We start from the raw sequence: 15373 nt of genomic DNA on the forward strand, positions 1-15373 counted from the left end.
TCGTGGGCTCGGAGATGTGTATAAGAGACAGCCTGCAGCACCTGCCGCACCCGCAGCGCCGGCTGCGCCCGCACCAAGTACACCACCTGCTCCGTCGACGCCGACCCCGCCAGCTGCACCGCAGACTCCCCAAGCACCGGCAGCTCCCACAGCACCAAGCGCGCCCACAACGCCCGCGGCCCCGACCGCACCAGCTGCGCCACCAGCTCCCCAAGCACCAGCGGCACCAGCCGCTCCCGCGGCACCGAGCGTTCCCACCCCTCCAAGTGCTCCAGCAGCACCTGCGCCAAAGGCACCAGCAGCTCCAACACCGCCAAGCGCACCTACCCCACCTAGTGCTCCAGCATCACCAGCAGCTCCCGCTGCACCGAGCGCTCCTACCCCGCCAAGTACCCCGCCGGCACCGCCGGCGGCTCCGGCACCACCGGCGTCGGAAAGCGTGCCCAAGCCACCTGAATCTGAGTAGGCGCGCAGGGGCATTGGTGCGTACGCTGTAGTCCATGCATTTTAATGCGGGACTCCCCACCGATGCCCTGCTGCTGGCGGCAGGAGCAACCGAAAATACAAATTCCCTCGTCTCTTTCGCCTGGATTATGGCCGCGGCTCTACTCGCGCCGCTGGTCTCCTATATGTTGGGCTACCGCCTGCCGTCGGTGGCCCTCTTGCTGATTTTCGGCATGATTATTGGCCCTTCCGTCCTCGACCTCGCGGCCGAGGACGAAGGAATCGAAATGCTCAAGGAACTCGGCGTGGGCGCGCTGTTCCTCCTCGCCGGCTTTGAGATTCAAATCTCTACCCTCAAAACCAAGGAAGCCGGAACGGCGCTATCCACCTGGGCAATCTGTGCCCTCGCCTGTGGGGTAGGCGCCTACTTCTTGGTGGATAACGTGCCAGGTGCCATCGTCGTCGCCTTGGCGCTTACATCAACGGCGCTGGGCACGCTCACACCGATGCTGAAACAGGACCGCATTCTGGGCACCAAGGTGGGCAATTCCGTGATGATTCATGGTGCCATTGGTGAGGTCGCCCCCATTACCGCAATGGCACTCTTACTGGGTACTCGTTCCACGCTGACGACGATGATCATTTTGTTGTTCTTCATCATCATCGCCGTTGCCGTCGCCGTCATGCCAGCGGCCATCGCCTCGACCATCCCTTGGGTGAAGACCGCCTTTATCTCTGGTGCGGGCTCTACCAATCAGACGATTTTGCGTCTTATCATCCTGATTCTGGCCATTCTTATGGCCGTTACGGCAGTCTTTGAACTCGATATTGTGCTCGGTGCCTTTGCCGCTGGCATTATTTTGAACCGCATCATCCCGGATGAATTCCACCGCCGCCTTGAGCACCGCCTCGATGTGGTGTTTTATTCGATGCTTATCCCAGTCTTCTTTGTGGTTTCTGGCATGAGCATTAGCTGGGATACCATCGCTCATAATCCGTGGAAGGTACTGGGCATTCCAGCTCTCATTTTGGTAACCCGTGGCCTGCCCGTCTTCTTGCGCGAAAATGTTGGGCATACCGGATCTGATATTGAAACCTTCCGCCAGCGCCTCCAAGTAGGTTTGTATTCCGCCACCGGTCTGCCAATCATCGTGGCAGTGACCACCTTGGCGGTGAACTCGAAGATTATGGAACCCGAAAATGCCTCCATCTTTGTCTCCGGCGGCGCACTTACCGTCGCCATCTTCCCATTCCTGGCCAGCCTGGTGGGCGGAAACGAGCAAGAAAAGAAGGACGAGAAGACCCCTAACGCTGAAACCAAGGACCTATAGGCCGCGTTCGCTGAGAGCACGTCCCTACAAGGGCAGAATTTTCCTAGACTGGAAGATGTGAGTAATAACTTTGGTTCTTCCCCTATCAATCGGACGCTGCGCCTGTCCGATTCCGAGCGCAACGATGCCATCAATGACCTCGCCCGCGCCGTGGGTGAAGGCCGGTTAACCATGGAGGAGTTCGAGGACCGCTCGGACGATGTCATGCGCGCCAGCACCCACCAAGATCTCGTGCCCGTCTTCCAAGACATTCCGGCGCGTGGTTCCCACGAGGTCAAGATTTATTCTCAGGGAGAAGTCACGCGCGCGCATAATGCAGGCAAGAAACCGAAGTTTGCGACTGCCCTTTCCGGCTCTGTGGTGCTTGCGGTAGCAAGCCCTACGCTTATCTTAATGAGCGCTACCATGAGCAACCCATGGCTTCTGCTCGGAGGCGCGGTGACAGCCGCCCTCATTCCAATTTTGTGGATCATGCTCTACGCGGCCAAGGTGGGTCCGTCTTCCTGGCACGCCCCATCCGTGCGTCAGATTGAGCGGCAGCAGTTGCGCGAGATTCGTGCCCTCACAGCGCATGAGCGCGCGCAGCAAAAAATGATCGAGGAAAAAATGTGGGCCGATCGCCGTATGCAAGCTGGCGAAATTACCGGCCAAGCCATGGATCTGGCCAAGCGGAAGTTCAGCGAGTGGAATAAAAAATAGTCATCGCCGGTGTTGAAGCATTTTGTGTAGCTGTGAATCGTGGCACAATATTTCCATGACTTCTCCCAAACACCGCATCTTTGACCAGTCCGACAAACTCAAGGGCGTCGCGTATGACATCCGCGGCGAGGTCTCTGCGGAAGCGGAACGCATGGAGCTCGATGGCCACACCATCTTGAAACTCAACACCGGTAACCCGGCCGTCTTTGGCTTCGAAGCACCCGATGTCATCATGCGCGATATGATCGCTGCCCTGCCTACTTCCCAGGGCTATTCCACTTCCAAGGGAATCATTCCTGCCCGCCGATCCATCGTTACCCGCTACGAGCTGGAGGACTTCCCGCCCTTCGATATCAACGATGTCTTCTTGGGCAATGGCGTCTCCGAGCTCATCAGCATGACCACCCAAGCGCTGCTCAATAACGGCGATGAGGTTCTCATCCCGGCACCGGATTATCCATTGTGGACCGCAGCTACGTCCCTGGCAGGTGGCACCCCAGTGCACTACCTGTGTGATGAGGACGATGATTGGAATCCATCCACCGAGGACATCGAGTCCAAGATTACGGATAAAACCAAGGCCATCGTGGTCATTAACCCGAATAACCCAACGGGTGCGGTCTACTCGCGCGAAGTGCTGCAGAAGATCGTCAATATCGCCCGCGATCATAACGTGCTCATCTTGGCCGATGAGATCTATGACCGCATTCTTTATGACGGCGCGCAGCACATCTCCATCGCTTCGCTAGCCCCTGACCTTCTCACCATCACGTTCAATGGCTTATCCAAGGCCTATCGCGTGTGTGGCTACCGTGCCGGCTGGATGGTACTTACCGGCCCTAAGCACCACGCTCGTGGCTTCATCGAAGGCCTTGAGCTTCTGGCCGGAACGCGCCTGTGCCCGAATGTGCCAGCGCAGCACGCTATCCAGGTGGCGCTAGGTGGCCGGCAGTCCATCTACGAGCTCACCGGTACCGGCGGGCGCCTTTTGCGCCAGCGCAATATCGCCTACGAGAAGCTCAATGAGATTCCCGGCGTTTCCGCGGTAAAGCCTATGGGCTCGCTCTACCTCTTCCCGCGCCTGGATCCGAATGTGTATGAAATCCATGATGATGCCAAACTCATGCTGGATATTTTGAAGGCGGAAAAGATCCTCATGGTGCAGGGAACCGGCTTCAACTGGCCGAACCCAGATCACTTCCGCGTAGTCACGCTGCCGTGGGCATCCCAGATCGAAAACGCCATCGAGCGTCTTGGCAACTTCCTGGTGAGCTATAAGCAGTAGCTTTCTCCCCCACCAGTTGCTAATGATACTGATAATCCATAACAATATGGTGCATGGGAAGACATTCTGCGGCACCTAAGCCTCAGCCGACACCTAGTTCATGGCGTCGGCTTTCTACTTCGATAACTCAGCATCCATGGCGATTAACTTTGCTCGGCGTGCTCGTTACAGCGCTTATTGCCACCATTGCGGGCATGGCATTGCTGTGGCCTCAGAGTCCCGCCTCCGAGCACACCTCCACTGATTTTCAGCAAACCTATGCCCTCAACCACCCACAGGTCGAGGGCACGGTTGATACGACAGACCACTCGGCTTGCCAATCGGAACTTACTGGGCAGGCCTTCGATACGCCGCCACTTATTCCCGGGACTGAGGAAGTGCAGTGCGACCGTGCCCTGGTCAACATCACCTCCGGCGAGGACGAAGGACGTATGACCCAATTGGTCACCCACGGCAATGCCGGCGATCCGCAGCTTAAACCGGGCGACAAAATTATTCTTTCCAAGGCTAATGACCCTTCCGGTGCTGTGTCCTATGCTTTCGCTGATTATCAGCGCACCGGAAACCTAGCTCTGTGGGCGGTTATCGTGGCCGTCGTCATTATCGCTTTTGCGGCCTGGCATGGCGTGCGCGCCCTTATCGGCTTGGCGCTCAGCCTAGGCGTGATCTTTGGGTTCCTCGTCCCCGCTCTTATCGACGCCCATAACCCCCTCTGGTCCGCCCTTGTCGCCTGTTCCGCCATCATCCTGCTCGCCGTACCTCTCGTCCACGGACTGAATTGGAAATCGGCATCGGCGGTGGGCGGCTCCCTTATCGCTCTCATTCTTGCAGCAGCGTTAGCGTGGGCCGCAATCGATAGTTCGCAGCTACAAGGCTATAGTTCCGAGGACAACCTGAAGCTACTTCTTTATATGCCCAACGTGTCCATCGTGGGCGTGCTCTTATGCGGTTTTGTGGTCGGTGCCTTGGGCAGCCTTGCCGACGTCGCCGTGGCCCAAGCATCCACCATTACCGAACTCCACGGAGCGGACCCTGATGCCCGCCCTTCACAGCTTTTCCTCTCCGCAATGAAGGTGGGCCGCGACCATATTGCCTCAATGGTTTATACGCTAATTCTGACCTATACCGGTGCGACCTTGCCACTGCTCATGCTGATCACCGCAGCGGAGCGCCCCGCAGGCCAGATTTTAAGCAGCGATCTCGTCGCAACGGAGCTGCTGCGTTCCGGAGTAGGTGCGATGGCATTGACCCTCGCGGTTCCCATCACTACAGCCATTGCAGCTTTCACAGTGCCACAGCGCGCACAAGCTTAGGGCCCTTATGCAGAAGGCTGAGCAGCGAAATAATCACACTGCTCAGCCTTTGTATCTCAGAAGTAGAGGGCCTAGAGGGTGCGCCCCAAGGCCTCAACCTTCCAGCCTGCCTGCTGCCAATCTGCGACAGGTAGCACATTACGACCATCGATAATGCGCTTATCATCCACCAGCTGGCCCGCCTGCTGCGGATCCAATTCCTTGAACTGCTTCCACTCGGTAGCAAGGATCACCAACTCTGCCTCGCGCAGGGCATCGTCAGTGTCCGCGGCGTAATCCAAGGTGGGGAATACCTTCTTGGCATTGTCCATGCCTTCTGGGTCATAGACTGTTACTGCCGCACCAGCCAAAGACAAAGAACCGGCCACGGCAAGGGCGGGCGAATCGCGCACGTCATCGGAATTCGGCTTGAACGCGCACCCCAGCACGGTCACGCGGTGGCCAAGCAGGGAGCCATTGAAGACTTCCTTGGCTAGGTCCACCACGCGGTCACGGCGGCGCATATTAATGGCGTCCACCTCACGCAGGAAGGTCAGCGCCTGGTCGGCGCCAAGCTCACCCGCGCGCGCCATGAAGGCGCGAATATCCTTGGGCAGGCAACCGCCACCAAAGCCGAGGCCGGCGCCAAGGAACTTGCGGCCGATGCGCTCGTCGAGCCCAATGGCATCGGCAAGAGCGGTAACGTCCGCGCCTGCAATCTCGCAGATCTCAGAAACGGCGTTGATAAAGGAAATCTTGGTGGCAAGGAACGCGTTAGCGGAGACCTTGACCAGCTCTGCAGTCTGCCAATCCGTCACGATGAATGGGGTGTCCTGCGATAGCGGCTGCGCATAGACCTCGCGTGCTACCTCTTCGGCGCGACTTTCACCCTCGCGCACGCCGAGAACAATGCGGTCTGGGGTGATGGTGTCCTTGACGGCGTAGCCCTCACGCAGGAACTCCGGGTTCCACGCGATTTCCACGGTGGTGCCTTCTGGGGCAAGCTCATTGGCCAGCTCTTGGAGCTCCGCAGCCGTTCCCACCGGAACAGTGGACTTACCAAAGATGATGTGATCGCCCTTGAGCTTGGGCACCAGATCCGTGATGACGGCCTTCACGTAGGTCATATCCGCTGCATAGGAACCGCGGCGCTGCGGAGTACCTACACCCAAAAAGTGCAGGTTGCCGAACGCGGCTGCTTCTTCGTAGTCCGTGCTGAAGTCAAGGCGGCCGGCCTCGATATTGCGCTCTAGAACCTCTGGCAAGCCCGGTTCATAGAATGGAACCTTGCCCGATTTGAGAGCGGAAATCTTATTTTCATCTACGTCCACGCCTAGTACTTCATGGCCGAGCTCAGCCATGCAGGCAGCATGGGTTGCACCCAAGTATCCGGTGCCGATTACAGTCATACGCATAAAGCCCCATATTAGAGGCTCTATGTGAATGCCGGTTTAAGCCTATCGAAAGTTCAGGTAAGACTTCGATGGCGTCGGGCCGCGCTGGCCCTGGTACTTCGACCCCAGCGAACCCGTGCCATAAGGGCTTTCAGCTGCTGAAGTCATCTTGAAAATCGCCAGCTGCCCCACCTTCATACCCGGCCACAGGGCAATGGGCAGGTTGGCGGTATTAGAAAGCTCGAGCGTGATGTGGCCGGAAAAACCTGGGTCAATAAAGCCCGCGGTGGAGTGGGTCAACAATCCCAGGCGGCCAAGAGAAGACTTACCCTCCAAGCGGCCAGCCAAGTTCGCAGGCAGGGTGAACTTTTCCAACGTAGCACCGAGCACGAACTCGCCTGGGTGGAGGATGAAGGACTGATCTTCCTCTACCTCCACCAAGGTGGTGAGATCCGGCATTTCCTCTTTGGGGTCGATATGCGTATATCGGGAGTTATTGAAGACGCGGAAATATTTATCCAAGCGCACGTCTACCGAGGAGGGCTGGATGAGCTCGCCGTCGAAGGGCTCGATGCCCAATTCTTCGGCGTCAATGGCGGCACGGATATCACGATCTGAAAGAAGCACGGCCCCAATTCTACTCATGTCTAAGACCAAGGTGTATAGTAGGTCGGAGCGCACAAGTGCGCTGTGCCGACGTAGTTTAATGGTAGAACTGCAGCTTCCCAAGCTGCTAGCGCGGGTTCGATTCCCGTCGTCGGCTCCAATTTTCAGGGGACAATATCGTGCTAGTCAGTGGCACTTAGCCACTGGGCCAGCTCTTTTTGTGCTCGTTCTACCCCGCCTGGATAGTGTGCTTCCAACTCTGCGGCAGCTGGTTCGAAGAACTTCTTTGTGAGGGCGGCTAGATCGCGCTCAGGCACGGTGCCGCGGATTTCATCCAGCGGGGCACGGAACGTCATTCCCAGATCAGTCCGGAGCTGATAGGCGCGCCAGTCTTCGCTGTAGATGCGAAGTTCTGCACCGCGCAGGTTAGATTCAATGACCACGTTGCCGAATATGAGCGTGGTAAGGGTTCGCTCTTTCATGGCGCCGAGTCTACTAGCCGCAGCGGACGATGGGCTGCGGGTCGTAGACCGTGGTGGTGGTCTCGCGGGAAAGCTCCTTGCCGCTGAGGTCCTTGATGATGCGGGTATCGGACGTCGTAAAGCCCGGCGCGCCAGAAGATGGCGAACAGTCGCTGCCTGGGACGGACATGGGCTGCGGGGAGGTCTTTGCCCAGCGGCCGTTGTTCACAGACTCGACGTCGACAGTCTTGGTGCCTTTTAAGCGCACGGTAATTTTGCCGCCGCCGAAGTCGGTCTCAATGCGGACCGGGGTATTGAAGGTATTGGTGAACTGCAAGTCGATGGCGCCCTCGTACACGGTGGCCTCGCGGCCGGCGGGGTAGCGGGAAATGTAGTACGAGTGCGGGGTGTGGGCGGTATCTTCCATGCCCGCAAAATAGGCAGCGTTGTACAAGGTGGTGGCGAACTGGGAAATGCCGCCGCCGACAGCGGAACCGGAGTGGCCATCAATAATGATGCCGGATTCCACGTAGCCCTGGGCAGTGCCGCGCGGGCCGGTGTGGCCGTTGAGGGAGAAGGTCTCGCCCGGGTTGACCACGGCACCGTTGACCTGCTGGGCTACCAGCTCGATATTCTTGCCGGAGGCAGCCGAGTAGCCCTCGGTGGTGAACTCGCCCACGGTGTCGTTGAAGGTCGCCTTCTTGGCATCGTCGGTGGTGAACTCAGCTGGGTCCGGCTTGTAGGTAGCATCCCACTCGCGGTCATCGCCGGTCACGCGCTTGTCAAAGTCCTTCATGGTCGGCTCCCAGTCGATGATCTCGCCATCTTCGGACGGGGTGATCTGCTTGTCGTTGCCGTTGAAGGAAATCTTGGCATTTACGCCGGGGACATCGGCGCCCTCGGAGCGCTCGGCCAGCAGCTCTTGCGCGCGGTTGGTATCCACGGCGAGCTTAAGCTTGCCGTCCTTCTTTTCAATGCTGGTGAACTGGGAGATTTCCGGCTTGTTCAGGGTAGCGCTGACATTATTCTTGGCCTTCAAGGTAATGGGATTATCCAGCGCCTTGGCGGCATCGCCGGTGCGCATGGCCTCGATAGCCGCATCATTGATGGCCGGTTCTACTTCTTCTGGGTCCACGTTTACGCCCTCGGAATCGAGCCAATTTTCCGTAACCGCATTGTGCAGGGTGCCGGCATCCACGGTTTGGCCGAGCTTGGGGTCGGTGACCTTGAGTTCACCATTGTTGAGCTCCAACATGCCATCGACTGGATCGGTGGAGAGATCCTTCTTCACGCGGTCCAGAGCCGGTTGCAGCTGTGCCTCATCCACGTTGGTCTCCACCGGAATATCCCGGGTGGGGCGGAAGAAGCTATACAGGCGGGTAAAAGGATTGAGGGAAGGCTCTTCAATATTGTCTACGGCGCGCTGGTTATCCAGGGCGAGGCCCGACTCGGAGGGAACGAGTTCCGTGTGGAGGTCGCCGGAGGTAACGCTCACGGGCTCGGTTTCTACGCCCGCGAGCTCGTCTTCGAGCTTCTCCACGGCGGCAGTGCGATCCATGGCGGAAATATCCACGCCGTTGACGGACACGGCGCGCGGAATCTTGTCCTGGTTTGCTGCGACATCCCAGGCATAAGCAATGCCCGCGATCAGGACAAGGCCGACCAATGCGCCGAGCGCGATGAGCCAGCCTTTAGCACCGTTTTTTCCTTCTGCCTTTTTCACGCCTTAAAGGTTAACGGTTTTAGTGGCATTTTTCCTAGTCCTGTGCGGGCTCGGGTGCAGCGCCGGCCGGGGGAGCGCTGACATGTCGAGCGGCGTCCGCAAGACGTTCGAGTGGCAGGCGGCCCTGGTCGACGGCGCCAACAACGGCGTCAATCACCGCATTAATGTCGCCTTCGGTGGACCACAGGGGCATGTCGGCACCGGCATTGAGGGAGGCCACGACGGCGTCGGCAAGCGGGAGCGAATCCGCAATCGCCTTCATGCCGCCAATGTCATCGGTATAGATGGGCCCGTCGTACTGCAGGGTCTCGCGGGCTAGGCCATAGGCCTCCGGCAGGATTGAAGCGGGAGTCTGACCATCGCCCAAGCCGGGCACGGCGAGGTGGCCCATCATGAGCGCGGCATTGGGCGCTTGGGGAACAGCGGTCTTAAAAGAAATGAACTCGTGGCCTTCTAGTTCTTCTAGCGGCGGGGTAACGGCCTCGGCCAGGTGGGTATCGCCAGAAGCACGGCCGTGGCCCGGGAAATGCTTGAATACTGCCTTGACCCCGGCGGAATCCAAGCCACGTGCAAAGGCCGCGCCATACTCGCCTGCTTGGACCGGATCGGTGGAAAAGGATCGATCGCCCACCACCTCTAGGCCGTTGCCATCGACGTCGAGCACCGGTGCAAAGTCCACGTTGACGCCGTGCGCCTTGAGGCTGGTGCCGATCTCGTGAGCCAGCTGTTCCACCTCTTGCGGGGAACGCTCGGCCGCCATCTGCTGTGGTGCGGGGTACTCGCCCAACACCTCCGAGAAACGCTGCACGCGCCCGCCTTCAAAATCGATGGAGACTTCAAAATCGCGGCCCACCTCCTGGCGCAGGGCATTAATATCGCCGCCCTCTTCCTGCAGCAGGTTGGGATCCGCCCAGCTGGGGATAAAGATTCCGCCCACTCCTGCCTCCAACTTGGCCTTAGCGTCGTCGTAGTTGGTGACCGGCGGCATCAAGACGGAGGCAGCCATGGCGCGGATATCCTGCTGCGGGGCGGCCTCCTGCGAGGTCTCTTCGTGCGTTTCATGCGTTGCGGCAGGTGAGCTCGACGCAGCCGGAGTGGTGGAGTTGTGGCTCTCATTGTCCTCCTGGGTGGAGGTAGAGCAGGCGCCCAAGGCCGTCACGAGGGCGAGGCTGGCAAGGATGCGCGGAGTTTTCATGCCTTCTAGTGTGCAATATTCCTCGCGTTCTGTCTGAAGCGGTGGGTAGACTAGTGACATGAGTAACGGCGAGACAATGCTAATTGCCTACGATGGCACCGAACGAGCCGGCCGCGCCCTCGAGTACGCGTCCCAGCTGCTGCGGCCCACCACGGTAGAAATCCTCACCGCCTGGGAGCCGGTAGCCCGGCAAACCGCCCGCGCCGTCAGCCGCACCGGAATGCACCAGTCCACCGTCTCCCCGGATGGCGTCGAAGAGGATCCGGCCTATGAAGAAGCGCTAAAGATTTGCCGCCAGGGCATCGAGCTGGCCGAAAGCCTGGGCCTAGCCGGCCGCGCCCACCTGGTGGAATCCGCCACCACCATTTCCTCCGCCATCATTGATGCAGCACACGAGCTAGACGTGGACGTCATCGTCACCGGCACCCGCGCCCTGACCGGTTTCCGTGCCTGGTGGACTAACTCCACCGCCGACCAGATTGTGCGCAATGCCGGACTTCCCGTCTTCATCGTGCCGCAGGAAAACGAAGATGACGCGGACGATGATGAAGCAGAATACTTCTAAATAGCTGCTAGTATCTTTAGCCATGGCTCTGGAAACCGATTCTTTGAACAAGCGCACCCTTGGCCCTGCCATCGGTAGCGCTGTTGTGGGCATCGCGCTCGGCGTCATCACCATCATCGGCATCGCACAATTCTCCGGCACCGATACCGTGCCGGAAGGCAATGCGGTTTCTGCCTCCGATGCGGTTTTGGGCGGCCCTGAGTACGGATCCCGCAACTAGGTGTGCGTACCCTCCGCGGGCGGCTTGCCCGCCCCTACCCGCTGGGGATCTTTGCCCTAGCACTTATCCTCCTCGTGCAGCCGTGGGGGTTGACGGCCGCCGATACTAAGCATGATCTGGCGGCCGATCCGCTGCACTTTCTCCGCGGGGCGCTAAGCGCCTATACGGATACCTTTACCCTGGGGCAGCTACAGAATCAGGCCTATGGCTATCTCTTTCCCCAGGGTCCATTCTTCGTTTTAACCCAGCCCCTGCCCGATTGGGTGGCCCAGCGCCTGTGGTGGTTGCTGGTCTTGAGCGTCGGCTTCATCGGCTTCCATAAGCTCGCCTGCAAGGTGGGCCTGCGTGGCTGGTGGGTCTGGGTTGCGGCGATGCTCTACGCGCTCTCGCCTCGCACGCTTTCTACCCTGACCGCCATTTCTTCTGAGACCTGGCCGGTTATGCTCGCTCCCTGGGTTATCCTGCCCTTCCTCAATGCCAAGCTCACCTGGCGCGATGCCGCCGCGGCCACCATCCCCGTGGCGCTGATGGGTGCGGTCAATGCCACTGCGACCATCGCGGCGTGTACTCCGGCCGCAGTAATCCTGCTCTACCGCCGTGCATTCAAGCCCGGCGCGGCCTGGCTCCTGGGGTGCCTGACGGTATCGGCCTGGTGGATCGGTCCCCTTATCGTGCTTGGCCGCTATGCCCCGCCGTTTACGGAATTCATCGAATCCGCTCGCGTGACCACGCGCTGGCTTAACCTGCCAGAGATTCTGCGCGGAACCACGAGCTGGACGCCGTTTGTTGATACCGAGCGCGTGGCCGGCTATGAGCTTGCCACCGAGTCCTTCTTTGTGCTGGTCACCATGGGCATCGCGGCCGTGGGCATTTACGGGCTCACCAAGCTGCCGCGCGTGTGGTCCGTCATGCTGGTGGTGGGCATCGCGGTGCTGGGCTGCCAGGTGGCGTGGTACCTCAATGCGCTCGATGGCCCGTTGGCCGCGTTGCGCAACCTGCATAAATTCGATCCGCTGGTGCGTATCCCGCTGCTGTTAGGCGTGGCGCGCGCCTGCGCCCATCTTCCACTACCGAGGAGTTTGCGCCCCACCAAGAGGCAGACGGTGGGTGCACTGACGCTGCTCTTGTGCATCGCGGTGGTTTCCCCGGCATGGTCACAGCGCTTGCTGCCGCTGGGTGCCTATAAAGAGGTACCCTCCTACTGGCACGAGGCCACGGACTTTATCAATACTCACGCCGCCGATACCCGCACCCTCATCTACCCGGAGGCGTCCTTTGCCCGGCAGACCTGGGGATGGACGCGCGACGAGCCGGCCCAGCCGCTGCTCGATGTCCCCTGGGCCGTGCGCGATGCCATTCCGCTCGTGCCACCAGAGGCCATCCGCGGGCTCGACGGCGTCATGGCCGCGCTCAAGGAGGACCCAGCCACCGGCGTGCGCTCCCTGCAGCGCCTGGGCATCGGCGCGGTCATGGTGCGCCACGATCTCTTCACCGGGGAGGATGAGGCCCTAGCCAGCGAGTTTGGCGGCGAAGTCCATCGCTTCGGCGAAGTCGATGTCATCCTGCTCAACCACGCCGGCATGTCCTTAGGACCTACAGATCCAGTGCGCGTGGCCGGCGGTGGTGAAGCCTTGGCGCTTCTCGATGCCCACTCCACCCCCACCACCCGCCAGCTCGTCGATCGCGACGCCGATATCGTCACCGATACCCCAGCGCTCACGGACCGCAACTACGGCACCCTCGATGGCCCTATCTCCGCGCCCCTGGCCGCGGACGATCCCAGCCACGTGAATAACCGCCTGCGCGATTATCCCTCCGCTGGGCCCCTTACCCAGGTGGAAACCCACGGCGGTTCCGTAGCGGTCTCCTCCTCGGCTGCCGATGCCACGGCCTTTGGCGGGGCCCAGCCGAAAAAGTCCGCCACGGCCGCCGTGGACGGGGAGAACTCCACCGCCTGGTGGCCCGCGCCGGGCGATGACGCCGGGTGGATTGAACTGCGCGGTTCTTTCACCCAGCCGCGCCTCAAGCTCATGGCCACCAGCGCCACCACGGTAACCGTGCACTCAGGCAGCGCGGCCGTAGACGTGGATTTACAGCCCTTCCGCTCGCAGGAAGTCCGCGTTCCCGGCGGCGATACCGAAGCCATCCGCGTAGAGCTATCCCACCGCACCGGCATCGCGGAGTTAGAGGTAGAAGGCCAACCGGTCGAGCGCGTGGTGACCGTCCCGGATACCTCCCCTGACGTGCACCAATTCTTCTTCCAGCAAATGCTGCAGGATACCGGCGTGCTCATCCGCGATTTCACGGCACCGCGCCCCATGCGGGTAAAGGTAGATTCCACCAAGCCCGTGCTTATCGATGCCCACCGCTACTCCCCCGGCGAATCCCTCACCCTTAGCCCTGGCACGCACCGCGTACGCACCACTGGGCCGTGGGTGAGCCTGCGCGAGGAGGGCTGGCAACCAGCAGGCTCTTCCGAGCCCACCGGGTACTCGATTGCAGCCGCTGATGAGGATCGCCTCTTGGTCACCGGTCGCGCCTTCAATAAGGGCCTGCGCGGCTACCTAGGCGAGGAAGAGCTCGCCCCGCGCGAGATCGATGCGGCCACCCAAGCTTTTGTCATTCCGGCCGGCCGCTCCGGTGACTTCCGCATGACCTTTAGCGCCCAACCGGTTTACCGCGCCACCCTCCTCTTCGGCGGTGCGCTGGGGTTACTTGCCCTCGGCCTGTGCATCCTGGCGGCCGGACGCCGCCCGTCCCAACCTACTTGGCGCGCGCCGCGCGGCGGCGCTGCCTCGGCCGTGGTCGCACTCGGCGCGATGGCCCTGACTGGCTGGCCGGCCGCGGTCGCGGCCGTTTCCGCTTGGTTAGTGCTGCGCTGGACCACCATCCCGCGCGCCTACCTCGCGCCCGGTGTTGTAGCGGCGGCCGGGGCGATCCTCGCCCGCGCGCCGTGGACATCGGGCTCCTATGCGGGCGATTCGCTCCTGCTTAGCTGCTTGTGTGCCGCGGGCGTGGCCTGTCTTTTCGCCTCCGACCGAGGAGAAGATCCCGGCCGGGACGCTCGATGAGCGTATAGCTCGCGGCCGAGACCACCACGGTGCCCACCACCGTTACGGCTAAAATGACCCAAAAGTCCAGGGGTTTTCCGCTAAAGAGCGGCACCCCGGTAAGAGGAAAGGCTAGGCCCAAGATGGCCACATGCCACAAGAAAATGGAATAAGACCACGCGCCGAGTGCCTGCATAAGCGGGCTGGTCAGCCAGGACTTATCCCGTGGGGCAAGAGCTACCGGTATCACCACGACTGCGGCAAAGGCAGCTCCGGCAATGATTCGGCGGGAAAATTCACCCGGTGCTGGGTGCACCAGTCCCTGCGGCCCGAACCACTCGCGGCTGGAAATCCACAGCACCACCGCGGCCACGAGCCACCACGCCCAGCGCGCCCGCAACACGCGCTGCACGCGCGGGCTAACCCCGATCTCTTCGCACTCCGCGGCCAGCATTCCCACGGCAAACCACGAGGCGTACGCTGGCGGCCAAATCTGGGAATTGACCTGATCCTTGGTGTAATCGGCCACAAAGGGCACAAATCCCCACGCCCAGCTGAGGATTCCGCTCAGCACAATGGCCACTACCCGCCAGCGCCGCGGCAGTGCCCCAAGGAGCCACGCCAGCAAAGGCAAAGCAAGGTAGAAGAAGAACTCCACGCATAGCGACCACAGGTGGGTAAGCCCCGGCGCTAGCCCGTCCACCACATAAATCTGGGTGGAGGTGAGGTTGCTCAGCAGCTGGGTGAGGGAGAGCGAGTGGGCGTCGGGAAGCAGGAGCATCACCGCCACCACGCAGGCATAATAGGCCGGCAAAAGGCGCGCCACGCGCGAGCGCGCGTAGCCGGATAAGGTGTGCAAACCACGGCGGCGCCACAGCAAGAAGGCGCTGAGTGCAAAGAAAACGGCCACGAAAAAATCGAAGCGCCCAGCAAACCCCCACCCAGTTCCGGTCTGAAAAGACACGTGGGTGACAATGATTCCAAGGGAGGCGACCGCGCGTAGACCATCTAGCTCCGGCAGATGCTGGGGTACGCTTTTCACAGATGCCTGCGGCTGCACGCTTGCTCCTAACCCCGGATCGACCTGAAACTGATTGGACATATTACT

The 15373-nt window shown here is 60.6% G+C and carries 14 protein-coding genes and 1 tRNA gene; 8 read left to right on the forward strand and 7 right to left on the reverse strand.

The window, feature by feature from the left end:
- Positions 1-480: hypothetical protein (locus tag QP934_RS08620; RefSeq protein WP_419127311.1), on the reverse strand; the 480-nt coding region annotated here is incomplete at its 3' end.
- 20 nt (positions 481-500) lie between these two features.
- Here QP934_RS08620 and QP934_RS08625 point away from each other — a divergent pair.
- From QP934_RS08625 to QP934_RS08640, 4 genes are all read left to right on the forward strand, one after another.
- Positions 501-1775, forward strand: coding sequence for a cation:proton antiporter (locus QP934_RS08625; RefSeq protein WP_419127312.1), 1275 nt, complete (start codon positions 501-503; stop codon positions 1773-1775).
- Between the two features lie 96 nt (positions 1776-1871).
- Complete coding sequence (locus QP934_RS08630; RefSeq protein WP_419127338.1) at positions 1872-2474, forward strand: DUF1707 domain-containing protein; 603 nt, start codon at positions 1872-1874, stop codon at positions 2472-2474.
- A 55-nt stretch (positions 2475-2529) separates the two neighbouring features.
- Positions 2530-3759 (forward strand): pyridoxal phosphate-dependent aminotransferase, encoded by a 1230-nt coding sequence (locus QP934_RS08635; RefSeq protein ID WP_419127313.1) that lies wholly within the window; start codon positions 2530-2532, stop codon positions 3757-3759.
- Positions 3760-3908: 149 nt separating this feature from the next.
- Positions 3909-5072, forward strand: coding sequence for a YibE/F family protein (locus QP934_RS08640; RefSeq protein ID WP_419127314.1), 1164 nt, complete (start codon positions 3909-3911; stop codon positions 5070-5072).
- Positions 5073-5143: 71 nt separating this feature from the next.
- Here the strand turns inward: QP934_RS08640 and QP934_RS08645 are convergent, their stop codons facing one another.
- Positions 5144-6466 carry a UDP-glucose dehydrogenase family protein gene (locus tag QP934_RS08645; RefSeq protein ID WP_419127315.1) on the reverse strand — a complete coding sequence of 441 codons (1323 nt, stop codon included), beginning with the start codon at positions 6464-6466 and terminating at the stop codon, positions 5144-5146.
- Between the two features lie 42 nt (positions 6467-6508).
- On the reverse strand, positions 6509-7072 hold the full coding sequence (gene dcd / locus QP934_RS08650) for a dCTP deaminase (RefSeq protein ID WP_419127316.1): 564 nt from the start codon (positions 7070-7072) through the stop codon (positions 6509-6511).
- A 65-nt stretch (positions 7073-7137) separates the two neighbouring features.
- Here dcd and QP934_RS08655 point away from each other — a divergent pair.
- Positions 7138-7211 (forward strand) — tRNA-Gly (locus tag QP934_RS08655).
- 22 nt (positions 7212-7233) lie between these two features.
- On the opposite strand, the gene QP934_RS08660 is transcribed toward QP934_RS08655, so the two are convergent.
- Genes QP934_RS08660 through QP934_RS08670 form a run of 3 tightly spaced genes read right to left on the reverse strand, consistent with a single transcriptional unit; the run spans position 7234 to position 10430 of the window.
- Positions 7234-7533 carry a hypothetical protein gene (locus QP934_RS08660; RefSeq protein ID WP_419127317.1) on the reverse strand — a complete coding sequence of 100 codons (300 nt, stop codon included), beginning with the start codon at positions 7531-7533 and terminating at the stop codon, positions 7234-7236.
- Positions 7534-7546: 13 nt separating this feature from the next.
- Positions 7547-9235, reverse strand: coding sequence for a VanW family protein (locus QP934_RS08665; RefSeq protein ID WP_419127318.1), 1689 nt, complete (start codon positions 9233-9235; stop codon positions 7547-7549).
- Between the two features lie 34 nt (positions 9236-9269).
- Positions 9270-10430, reverse strand: a complete 1161-nt coding sequence (locus tag QP934_RS08670; protein ID WP_419127319.1) for a glycoside hydrolase family 3 N-terminal domain-containing protein — start codon at positions 10428-10430, stop codon at positions 9270-9272.
- Positions 10431-10488: 58 nt separating this feature from the next.
- On the opposite strand from QP934_RS08670, the gene QP934_RS08675 reads away from it, so the two are divergent.
- The 3 genes from QP934_RS08675 to QP934_RS08685 are packed head-to-tail and all read left to right on the forward strand — an operon-like array spanning position 10489 to position 14286.
- Positions 10489-10995: a universal stress protein gene (locus QP934_RS08675; RefSeq protein WP_225746322.1), complete on the forward strand. Its 507-nt coding sequence runs from the start codon at positions 10489-10491 to the stop codon at positions 10993-10995.
- Between the two features lie 22 nt (positions 10996-11017).
- Positions 11018-11215, forward strand: a complete 198-nt coding sequence (locus tag QP934_RS08680; RefSeq protein ID WP_005325448.1) for a DUF2613 domain-containing protein — start codon at positions 11018-11020, stop codon at positions 11213-11215.
- Between the two features lie 2 nt (positions 11216-11217).
- On the forward strand, positions 11218-14286 hold the full coding sequence (locus QP934_RS08685) for an alpha-(1->3)-arabinofuranosyltransferase domain-containing protein (protein ID WP_419127320.1): 3069 nt from the start codon (positions 11218-11220) through the stop codon (positions 14284-14286).
- Here QP934_RS08685 and QP934_RS08690 read toward each other — a convergent pair.
- Positions 14207-15367, reverse strand: coding sequence for an acyltransferase family protein (locus QP934_RS08690; protein WP_419127321.1), 1161 nt, complete (start codon positions 15365-15367; stop codon positions 14207-14209). The genes QP934_RS08685 and QP934_RS08690 overlap by 80 nt on opposite strands.
- Positions 15368-15373 lie beyond the last annotated feature (6 nt).

Source organism: Corynebacterium sp. MSK122 (genome assembly GCF_030229435.2).
In the GTDB taxonomy this organism is placed as follows: domain Bacteria; phylum Actinomycetota; class Actinomycetes; order Mycobacteriales; family Mycobacteriaceae; genus Corynebacterium; species Corynebacterium marquesiae.

Bases quoted from the DNA above. Each gene is read 5' to 3' on its own strand.
- QP934_RS08625 (WP_419127312.1), top strand. From the start codon at position 501: ATGCATTTTAATGCGGGACTCCCCACCGATGCCCTGCTGCTGGCGGCA.
- QP934_RS08635 (WP_419127313.1), top strand. From the start codon at position 2,530: ATGACTTCTCCCAAACACCGCATCTTTGACCAGTCCGACAAACTCAAG.
- QP934_RS08645 (WP_419127315.1), bottom strand. From the start codon at position 6,466: ATGCGTATGACTGTAATCGGCACCGGATACTTGGGTGCAACCCATGCT.
- QP934_RS08660 (WP_419127317.1), bottom strand. From the start codon at position 7,533: ATGAAAGAGCGAACCCTTACCACGCTCATATTCGGCAACGTGGTCATT.
- QP934_RS08670 (WP_419127319.1), bottom strand. From the start codon at position 10,430: ATGAAAACTCCGCGCATCCTTGCCAGCCTCGCCCTCGTGACGGCCTTG.
- QP934_RS08675 (WP_225746322.1), top strand. From the start codon at position 10,489: ATGAGTAACGGCGAGACAATGCTAATTGCCTACGATGGCACCGAACGA.
- QP934_RS08680 (WP_005325448.1), top strand. From the start codon at position 11,018: ATGGCTCTGGAAACCGATTCTTTGAACAAGCGCACCCTTGGCCCTGCC.
- QP934_RS08690 (WP_419127321.1), bottom strand. From the start codon at position 15,367: ATGTCCAATCAGTTTCAGGTCGATCCGGGGTTAGGAGCAAGCGTGCAG.